Raw genomic sequence first — 7,211 nt, 5'->3', positions numbered from 1 at the left:
GGCCGAGATAGGCCTCGCGGCCGGCTTTCGAACGCTGGCGGATGCGCTCGGTGATGGCTTCGATGTCGCGTCTGGCGGTCATGGCAACGGTCCTTTCAGGCGGGGTCCCTGAACTTTCCGGCAGCCGGGACCCTCGGTATGGTCAAAATCAGGGCGCCCAGAAAACCTCGACGGCTCTGGGCGCCGCCTCGATCACGGCGCGAATGGGCTTTCTCGCGCCTGATCCCATGGCGCTATCGAAGGCGCTGCGCTTTTCCGCGCCCTCGATATGCAGCGCGATGAAGCCGGCGCCGATGATCCTTGCCATCGACAGCGTCAGCCGCGGCTCGCCGGCGCTTGCCGCATGCACCGGCAGCACGATCCGTTGCGAGGACGGATCAAGCAATCGCGCAAGATCGTCGGCGTCGGGAAAGAACGAGGCGGTATGGCCGTCGCCGCCCATGCCGAGCACGACCGCGTCGAGCGGCCAGGGCAGCGACCTGAGCGCCTCATTGTCGGACAGCGCCGCATCCTCGATGCTTGCCGCTTCATGGTAGAGCGGCACGAAGCGCGCCGCAGTCGCGGCGTTCTGCAACAGGTTGGCGGCCACCAGCCTGGCATTCGAGCGCGGCGAGGAGGCCGGTACGAAACGCTCGTCGACCAGCGTCACCGTGACCTTGTCCCAGGCAATAGGGATCCGCGACAGCGCGGCGAAGAACTTCGCCGGCGTCGTGCCGCCCGAGACGGCAAGCAGGGCCGTGCCGCGCTCGGTGACCGCCTTGGTCAGCCGTGCCGCGACATGGCCGGCGAGCGCCGCCGCCAGTTCCTGGCGATCGGCGAAGCTGTTCCAGTGATAGGCGCCGCTCAATTGCTCTCGTGCCATGTCCGCCCATCGCGTTCGATCAGCGCGATCGAGGCCGATGGCCCCCACGTGCCGGCCGTATAGCCCTGCGCCTCTTGTCTGGCGTTTTCCCAGGCGTTCTGGATCGGGTCGATCCATTTCCACGCCGCCTCGACTTCGTCGCGGCGCATGAACAGCGTCTGGTTGCCGCGCACCACATCCATGATCAGCCGCTCATAGGCGTCGGGCGCGCGTCCGTCGAAGGATTGCGCGAAACTCATGTCGAGCGGGATCTGGCGCAGCCGCATGCCGCCCGGGCCCGGATCCTTGATCATGATGAACTGCTTGACGCCCTCGTCCGGCTGCAGCCGGATCACCAACTGGTTGGCGAAGATCGGCCCGGCGCTGTCGCCGAAGATCGAGTGCGGGATCGGCTTGAACTCGATGACGATTTCCGAGACGCGGGTCGCCAGCCTTTTGCCGGTCCTGAGGTAGAACGGGACGCCGGCCCAGCGCCAGTTGGCGATCTCGGCCTTGATGGCGACGAAGGTCTCGGTATTGCTGTCCTTGCCGAGCTCCTCGACATACCCCTTCACCGGCCCGCCGGCGGAAGCTCCGGCGCGATACTGGCCGCGCACCGTGTGCTTCGGCGCCTCGTTGCCGTTGATGCGCTTCAGCGCCCGCAGCACCTTCAGCTTTTCGTCGCGCACGGCATCCGCGTCCATCGACGACGGCGCCTCCATGGCGACGAGGCACAGAAGCTGCAGCATGTGGTTCTGCACCATGTCGCGCAGCGCGCCGGCCTTGTCGTAGTAAGTGACGCGATCCTCGAGGCCGACGGTTTCCGCGACCGTGATCTGCACATGGTCGACATTGGCCGAGTTCCACAGCGGCTCGTAGAGCGCGTTGGCGAAGCGCAACGCCATCAGGTTCTGCACCGTCTCCTTGCCGAGATAGTGGTCGATACGGAAGATCTGGCTTTCGTGGAAGTCGTCGCCCACCAGGTCGTTGAGCGTGCGCGCCGAGGCGAGGTCGCGGCCGATCGGCTTCTCCAGCACGATACGCGAGTTCGGCGTGATCAGATTGTGTTCCTTGAGCTTGTGCGAGATGTCGCCGAACAGTGCCGGCGCCACGGCCAGGTAGAAGGCGCGGATACGGTCGCTGTCGCCGATCGCCTTCTTCAGCTTGTCGAAGCCGGCGCCGGTGGTGGCGTCGGCCGGGACATAGGAGAGCCGGGCGAGGAACGTCTCCAGCTCCTTCGGATCGATGTCGGCGGGCTTCACATGGTCCGAGATCGCCTGCTTGGCGAAGGCCTGGAACTCGGCGTCGGTCATCTTGGAGCGCGACGTGCCGATGATCCTGGTCGGTTCGGAAAACTGATGGTCGCGCTGGCGATGATAGAGCGAGGGCAGAAGCTTGCGTTCCGACAGGTCGCCGGTGCCGCCGAAAATGATGAAGTCGAAAGGATCGACGGGGATGATCTGGCTGGTCATGGTCTGTCCGCTTTAGACGCCGCGCTCAGGTGCGGGGCTGATATATTCTAATCGATTTAAATTTACCAGTGCCATGGTGTCACAGGTAAGGACAAATCGCTGGATGTCGATTGGGTCTCATGTGTGGCCTTGACACTGACGCTACCCGGGGGCTTGTCGGCAAGCGAGGCTTCCGGCAGCGTTCGCGGCTGCAACATAGAACGCGAATGTGACGAAAGCTAAGGAAGAAATCCGTCGCGGCATGCCGCTGCGGGAGTCCTCGCAGGGCAGCCGAGCGGCGGCCTCCGAAAATCCGGGAAGACCTCAATGGGCGGGAAAACCATGCGTCTGGAAAACAAGGTCGCCATCATCACCGGCGCCGCGTCCGGCTTCGGCGAGGGCATGGCCAGGCGCTTTGCCGAGGAGGGCGCCAGGGTCGTCGTCGCCGACCTCAACGCCCGGGGCGCCGAACGCGTGGCCGGCGAGATCGGCGACAACGCGATCTGGACGCAGACCGACGTCTCGCAGCGCTCCGAATTCGATGAGATGATCTACGCCGCCAAAAGCGCCTTCGGCCGCATCGACATCATGGTCAACAATGCCGGCTATACGCACCGCAATGGCGACTTGCTTGACGTCGACGAAGCGACCTTCGATCTGATCACCGCCGTCAACATGAAGGCAATCTACCACGCGGCGCGCGCGGTGGTGCCGATCATGGGGCGCCAGGGCGGCGGCGTCATCCTGCCCACCGCCTCTACCGCCGGGCTGAGGCCAAGGCCCGGCCTCACCTGGTACAATGCCTCGAAAGGCTGGGCGATCACCGCCACCAAGTCGATGGCGGTCGAACTGGCGCCGAAAAACATCCGCGTCAACTGCCTCTGCCCGGTCGCCGGCGAGACCGGCATGCTGGAGAAATTCATGGGCGCCGACACGCCGGAGATCCGCGAGAGGTTCCGCGCCTCAATCCCGCTCGGCCGCCTGTCGACGCCGCTTGACATCGCCAATGCCGCACTTTGGCTCGCCTCCGACGAGGCCGCCTTCATCACCGGCGTGGCGCTGGAGGTCGATGGCGGCCGCTGCATCTGAACGCCTGCGGTAGGCGCGGCCAGGATTTGACGAGCCGCCCGGGAACGGCATAAGGCTTGTCGAGGGGGCAGGGTGGCCATGCGATGAAAGCCCGATTGCGCAAAATTCGCAAGAGCCTGTGGCACCGCCACAAGATCTACAGGGCATGGCGCGCCCGTTCGAAAAGCGCGGCGACCTTCATCGGCGTCACCGGCAGTTCCGGCAAGTCGACCGCGGCGGCGTTGCTCGGGCATATATTGGCCAGCCATCGCCCGGTCTACACGCAGGTTCTCGCCAACGCCATCGATGCGCTGGCCAGCACGCTCTACAAGCGCATGTGGAAAGCGGGCGAGGTCGACTATGTCGTGTTCGAAGCAGGCGCCTATGGCGTCGACACCATCAGGCCGATGGCGGAACTGCTCCAGCCGCATGTCGCGGTCGTCACCATGGTCCGCCTCGAACATTTCGCCAGTTTCAGGACTCTGGAGAACGTCGCCCTGGAAAAGCGCGCCCTGGTCGACGCGCTGCCGCCCGGCGGTCTTGCCGTGCTCAACGCCGACGATCCGCATGTGCTCGGCATGGCTTCGGGCACCAGGCATCGCGTCGTCACTTTCGGCCGGGCGGAAGATGCGGACTATCGTGTCACCGACACGCAGGCCGCTTATCCCGAAACCCTGAGCCTCAGGATCCGCTGGCGTGGCGGCGCGCTCGACCTGCAGACGCTGTTTCCGGCCGAGTACCTATGGCTGCCGACGGCGGCGGCTGTCGCCACCGCGCTGGAGCTTGGGGTGCCGCCGGAAAAAGTCGCGGCGCGCGTGGCGACGTTCCAGCCCTTGATCAATCGCTGCCAGGTGCTCGTCACCGATGGCGGTCCGCACTTCCTGGTCGACACCGCCAAGGCTCCCTGGCATTCGATCAACCTCGCCATCGACATGGTGGCCAAGGCCAAGGTTGCTGGAAAACGCATCGTTCTCGGCCAGATTTCGGATTATGCGGGTTCGACCAGAAAGTACCGTGACGCCTACAACGCCGCGCGCGAGGTCGTTGGCCAGATTATCTATGTCGGCGACAATGCGCATCGCTCGGGCGCCGACCAGGCCGACCGCGACGGCGGCCGGTTCGTCGAATTGCGAACGCTCAAGCAAGTCTCCGACCACATCAAGCGAACGGCAGTACCGGGCGAATTGATCCTGCTAAAGAGCTCGTCCAACCTTCACCTGGAGAGGATCGCGCTCGCCTGGACCCACGACGTCAAATGCTGGGTCCCGGTTTGCGGAAAAAGGTCTGGATGCCAGGGATGCGGCCTGTTCGAAGTGCCGTTCGAGGAACATCGCGCCCATGTCAGAAAACGCAGGCGAGCCCGACTATGGCAGTGGCTTCGGCGGCTGCTGTGGCTGACCGGCGGCGATGAAGCTCTCAGGCGCCGGTCTTGATGTAGGTCTTGTAGATCCAGCCGCGCTTGCCATTATAGACGATCTGGCACCACTTCTTGCAGCTTATGACTTGCACCGAGGTCTTGGCGGGCACGGTGATCATCGCGGCCGCTTTCTGTTTCGGGCCGGCCCGCATGGTGACGGCCCGTAGAATACGTCCGGTGCTGGCCGCACTGACCTGCTGGGTCTTTGCCTTGCCATCGTCGCCTGCGGATGCCTGCGCTTCCGGCGTCTGCGGGTCCGGCGCGGGAATGGCGGCGGTCTTGGCGCCATCGGGATCGTCCTTTGCCGGCGCCGCGTCGGGCGCCGCCACCTTGGACAGCGATGCGGCTGCGTCGGATTGAGCCGCCGGCTCGGCGAATGCCGTGTCGGATGACTGGGCGGTCTCTTCGGCCTGTCGGCTTGCCGTCTGATCGGATGGAGCAGGCGCGGGGTCGCTGGACGCGGTCTTGGTGTCTGTTGCGGTCCAGCGCGGGTCGTTGGACGCCAGCGCCGGTATCTTGGCTTCCTTGGCGGCCACCACGGGCGACACCGCGTCGGCCTTGCGCGCCGCCTGCGGCGCGGTGGCCATCGTCGTCGCGTTCGCGCTGGCGGGCGCGATCTTGGTTGTCCTGACCGGGATTGTCGGGACGCTTTGCGCCGGGCTTGCGATCGCTTGCCGGTCGCTGCCCGGCAGCGCCAGCCACAGCGCAATCCCCGCCACGCCAAGCAGCGCGGCGGTGCCGACGGCGGCAATCACCAGATGCGAGTTCGACCGCACGCCCTGCCAGAACGACGGCCGCATGTCATAGCCAAACTGCATTGCAAAGCGCCGTCGTTCCGGCGCGCCGAAACTGAAGGGCTCGTTCACTCTAACCACCTCCAATAGGTGGGCCGACGTTCTTTCGATCGGTGCCGGAGGTCCGGCGGTGATCGGCATCGGTCCCAAAAACACAAGCGGGCGGGCCCGCGAAAGTCCCCGTCTTACAGCCCAGAACCCGCATCTTTTGCCGGTGATTGTGGCATCAGTGCGCCCTTGGAACGAATTCTGCACCCTTGTTAAGGATTCTGCAACATGTCGCAGCGGCACGAACAGCCGAATGGAATCAGGCGGATAGGCCGGAAGTTCCGTTCCAGGCCGTGCTTCCCCAGCGTCAGATCCTGTCGCGCAGGGCGAACCAACTGAGCGCCAGGAACAGCAAGGGCGCACGAAAACGCCGGCCGCCGGGGAAGGGCGGGATCTTTAGATCCTCGATCAGCTTCAGCCGGTCGCGGTTGCCGAGCACGGTCTCGGCATAGAGCTTGCCGAAGAAGTTCGACAGCATGACGCCGTGGCCGGAATAGCCGCCGACCGAGATGACATTGGGCATCACTTCGCGCACGAATGGCTTGCGCGGCACTGTGATGCCGACATAGCCGCCCCAGCCATGCGTGATCTCGACATCCTTCAACTCCGGATAGAGTTCCGCGATCTGCCGGCGGATATGGATGTGGATGTCCTTCGGATCGTTGACCGCATAGACCTCGCGCCCGCCGAACAAAAGCCGGCCGTCTTTCGACTTGCGGAAGTAGCGCACGACGAAGCGGGAATCGTCGACCGACTCGCCGCCCGGCAACACCGTGGTTTCCGATCCGAGCGGCACTGTCGCGCCGATGAAGGAGCCGATCGGCATGATGTGCGCGGCGCTCACCGGCTCGAGCGTGCCGCCATAGGCATTGACGCCAATTAGGCATTTGTCGGCGGTGATCGTGCCTTTCGGCGTCGTGACCCTCACCTTGCCGCCGCTGGAGACGATGCCGGTCGCAGGTGTCCGCTCGAACAGCTGCGCGCCGGCCTCGGCCGCTGCTTTCGCCGTGCCGATCACCAGCTTCAACGGGTGGATATGGCCAGTGCCGGTGTCGCGCGTGCCGCCGAAATAGCGCGTCGAGCCCAGCCGCTCGGCCGCCTCCTTCTCGTCCATGAAGGAAATGTGCGGGTAACCGAAGCGGCTTGCCATGATCTCGGCATGCGCCTTGTAGTCGTCGACATAGCGCTGCTTGTGCGCCACCGACAGCTGGCCCGGCATGTAGTCGATCTCGATCCTGTTGACGGCCGCGAATTCGAGCAGGTGCGCCTTGGCCTCCTCGGCGAGGTCGAACAGCGCCTTGGCGCGGGAAAGGCCGTATTCCGCCTCCAGCTCCTCGGCCCAGGCGCGCTGACCGGTGCCGAGCTGACCGCCATTACGCCCGGAAGCGCCGTCGCCAAACCGATGCGCCTCGGCGAGCACGACATTGCTGCCGGCCTTTGCCAGATGCGCCGCCGCCGACAGGCCGGTGAAGCCGCCGCCGACGATGACGACATCGCATTGGCGGTCGCCGTCAAGGGCTGGGTGTTCGGGTCTAGGTCCCGCGGTGTCTTCGTACCAGGAGCGGCCAGGAGAGATCGGTGATTGGTAAGGC

Annotated in this window: 6 protein-coding genes; 2 read left to right on the top strand and 4 right to left on the bottom strand. The window is 65.0% G+C overall.

Annotated features, from left to right (window positions below):
- Positions 1 to 148 precede the first annotated feature (148 nt).
- On the bottom strand, positions 149 to 862 hold the full coding sequence (pgl, locus tag EN742_RS17940) for a 6-phosphogluconolactonase (protein WP_126056464.1): 714 nt from the start codon (positions 860 to 862) through the stop codon (positions 149 to 151).
- The gene (zwf, locus tag EN742_RS17935; RefSeq protein ID WP_126056463.1) at positions 844 to 2,313 is read right to left on the bottom strand and encodes a glucose-6-phosphate dehydrogenase; all 1,470 of its coding nucleotides are present in this window, start codon (positions 2,311 to 2,313) and stop codon (positions 844 to 846) included. The genes pgl and zwf overlap by 19 nt, the downstream gene beginning before the upstream one ends.
- Before the next feature lie 321 nt (positions 2,314 to 2,634).
- On the opposite strand from zwf, the gene EN742_RS17930 reads away from it, so the two are divergent.
- Entirely contained in the window at positions 2,635 to 3,381 is a 747-nt protein-coding gene (locus EN742_RS17930; protein ID WP_128333095.1) for an SDR family oxidoreductase, read from the top strand.
- Between the two features lie 95 nt (positions 3,382 to 3,476).
- Positions 3,477 to 4,793 carry a Mur ligase family protein gene (locus tag EN742_RS17925; protein ID WP_245492347.1) on the top strand — a complete coding sequence of 439 codons (1,317 nt, stop codon included), beginning with the start codon at positions 3,477 to 3,479 and terminating at the stop codon, positions 4,791 to 4,793.
- On the opposite strand, the gene EN742_RS17920 is transcribed toward EN742_RS17925, so the two are convergent.
- Together EN742_RS17920 and EN742_RS17915 are read right to left on the bottom strand one after the other, a co-directional pair.
- A complete protein-coding gene (locus EN742_RS17920) occupies positions 4,777 to 5,643 on the bottom strand; it encodes an SH3 domain-containing protein (protein ID WP_126056462.1) in 867 nt (288 codons plus the stop codon). The two genes, EN742_RS17925 and EN742_RS17920, sit on opposite strands and share 17 nt — an antisense overlap.
- Positions 5,644 to 5,926: 283 nt before the next feature.
- The coding region (locus tag EN742_RS17915; protein ID WP_148670140.1) for an FAD-binding oxidoreductase at positions 5,927 to 7,211 on the bottom strand (1,285 nt) is incomplete at its 5' end.

The organism is Mesorhizobium sp. M4A.F.Ca.ET.020.02.1.1 (assembly GCF_004022645.1).
GTDB lineage: Bacteria > Pseudomonadota > Alphaproteobacteria > Rhizobiales > Rhizobiaceae > Mesorhizobium.
The sequence above is the reverse complement of the archived record's forward strand: the minus strand, read 5'-3'. Positions and strand labels throughout refer to the sequence as shown.